The organism is Arthrobacter sp. I3 (genome assembly GCF_000520575.1).
GTDB classification, from domain to species: domain Bacteria; phylum Actinomycetota; class Actinomycetes; order Actinomycetales; family Micrococcaceae; genus Arthrobacter; species Arthrobacter humicola_A.
Genome location: NZ_KI914942.1, coordinates 27,550 through 29,849, shown reverse-complemented (window position 1 = coordinate 29,849; position 2,300 = coordinate 27,550). Strand labels below are relative to the sequence as shown.

At 68.0% G+C, this 2,300-nt stretch carries 2 protein-coding genes and 2 pseudogenes; 2 read left to right on the top strand and 2 right to left on the bottom strand.

The genetic code is table 11. The features are described 5' to 3' along the window. Positions 1-411: sulfurtransferase (locus Y706_RS30355; protein WP_043436343.1), on the bottom strand; the 411-nt coding region annotated here is incomplete at its 3' end. 48 nt (positions 412-459) lie between these two features. Here Y706_RS30355 and Y706_RS26060 point away from each other — a divergent pair. Continuing rightward, a pseudogene (locus Y706_RS26060) lies at positions 460-1,152 on the top strand (pyridoxal-phosphate dependent enzyme); the annotation flags it as partial. Positions 1,153-1,159: 7 nt separating this feature from the next. Here the strand turns inward: Y706_RS26060 and Y706_RS28330 are convergent. After that, a pseudogene (locus tag Y706_RS28330) lies at positions 1,160-1,561 on the bottom strand (rhodanese-like domain-containing protein); the annotation flags it as partial. Positions 1,562-1,609: 48 nt separating this feature from the next. On the opposite strand from Y706_RS28330, the gene Y706_RS26055 reads away from it, so the two are divergent. Further along, positions 1,610-2,300, top strand: a 691-nt coding sequence (locus Y706_RS26055; RefSeq protein ID WP_043436342.1) for a PLP-dependent cysteine synthase family protein, incomplete at its 3' end; no start/stop codon positions are given.

Genomic DNA, 2,300 nt, shown 5'->3' with positions numbered 1-2,300 from the left:
TGCCAGCTCGAACCCGGCAGCCCGCCACGCGGCCAGGCCGCCGTCGAGCAGGTACACAGAACTAAAGCCGGCGTTGCGCAGCATCCACCACAGCCGGGCCGCAGCCATGTTGCCGCTGTCGTCGTACGCTACGACCGCATCGCCGTCGTTGATGCCCCAGCGGCGCGCGGACGCCTGGAACTGCTCCGACGGCGGCAACGGATGCCTGCCGCGTTCCGGTTCCGCCGGTCCGGCAAGTTCAGTGGCGAGATCCACGAAGACGGCCCCGGGGATGTGTCCGCGCAGGTAGTGGTCGTGACCGTGGGGATCCCCCAGCGCCCAGCGAACGTCGAGGAGTACTGTGCGCTGGCCGGCTGCGCCGGCGCAGTCCATCCGGTCCTTGAGGGCAGCAGCATCGAGAAGGGTGTCCATTTCCCCACTCTATCTTTGGCGTCCCGCCACCCCCGGTAGGCTGTAGCGGTGAACACCGCGCACCTGCAGGACCGGGCCTGGGCCGACGAGGCCGTCCGCCGGATCAACGCCGAAAATAACCGCTCCGCCGACACCCACCTGTATTCGGTGCCGCTCCCGGAGCGCTGGGGCGTGCAGCTGTACCTGAAGGACGAATCCACCCACCGCACCGGCAGCCTCAAGCACCGGCTGGCGCGGTCCCTGTTCCTCTTCGGCCTCGTCAACGGCTGGATCCGGGAAGGCACCACGATCGTGGAGGCATCCAGCGGCAGCACCGCCGTCTCCGAAGCCTATTTTGCGCAGCTGCTCGGACTGCCCTTCATCGCCGTGATGACCCGGACCACCAGCCGCGAGAAAATCGCCCTGATCGAGCAGTTCGGCGGCTCCTGCCACCTGGTGGACCACGCCTCCGAGGTCTACGAGGCCGCCGCGGATCTGGCCGGCAGCACAGGCGGACACTACATGGACCAATTCACGTACGCCGAACGGGCCACGGACTGGCGCGGGAACAACAACATCGCCGAATCGATCTTCGGCCAGCTGGCGATGGAGGAGCACCCGGTCCCTCGCTGGGTGGTGGTCGGGGCCGGCACTGGAGGGACCAGCGCCACGATTGGCCGGTACCTGCGGTACCACCGCTACGAGACGGGCCTCGCCGTCGTCGACCCGGAAAATTCCGCGTTCTATCCGGGCTGGCGGAACAGCCGTCGAACCCGGCAGCCCGCCACGCGGCCAGGCCGCCGTCGAGCAGGTACACAGAACTAAAGCCGGCGTTGCGCAGCATCCACCACAGCCGGGCCGCAGCCATGTTGCCGCTGTCGTCGTACGCTACGACCGCATCGCCGTCGTTGATGCCCCAGCGGCGCGCGGACGCCTGGAACTGCTCCGACGGCGGCAACGGATGCCTGCCGCGTTCCGGTTCCGCCGGTCCGGCAAGTTCAGTGGCGAGATCCACGAAGACGGCCCCGGGGATGTGTCCGCGCAGGTAGTGGTCGTGACCGTGGGGATCCCCCAGCGCCCAGCGAACGTCGAGGAGTACTGTGCGCTGGCCGGCTGCGCCGGCGCAGTCCATCCGGTCCTTGAGGGCAGCAGCATCGAGAAGGGTGTCCATTTCCCCACTCTATCTTTGGCGTCCCGCCACCCCCGGTAGGCTGTAGCGGTGAACACCGCGCACCTGCAGGACCGGGCCTGGGCCGACGAGGCCGTCCGCCGGATCAACGCCGAAAATAACCGCTCCGCCGACACCCACCTGTATTCGGTGCCGCTCCCGGAGCGCTGGGGCGTGCAGCTGTACCTGAAGGACGAATCCACCCACCGCACCGGCAGCCTCAAGCACCGGCTGGCGCGGTCCCTGTTCCTCTTCGGCCTCGTCAACGGCTGGATCCGGGAAGGCACCACGATCGTGGAGGCATCCAGCGGCAGCACCGCCGTCTCCGAAGCCTATTTTGCGCAGCTGCTCGGACTGCCCTTCATCGCCGTGATGACCCGGACCACCAGCCGCGAGAAAATCGCCCTGATCGAGCAGTTCGGCGGCTCCTGCCACCTGGTGGACCACGCCTCCGAGGTCTACGAGGCCGCCGCGGATCTGGCCGGCAGCACAGGCGGACACTACATGGACCAATTCACGTACGCCGAACGGGCCACGGACTGGCGCGGGAACAACAACATCGCCGAATCGATCTTCGGCCAGCTGGCGATGGAGGAGCACCCGGTCCCTCGCTGGGTGGTGGTCGGGGCCGGCACTGGAGGGACCAGCGCCACGATTGGCCGGTACCTGCGGTACCACCGCTACGAGACGGGCCTCGCCGTCGTCGACCCGGAAAATTCCGCGTTCTATCCGGGCTGGCGGA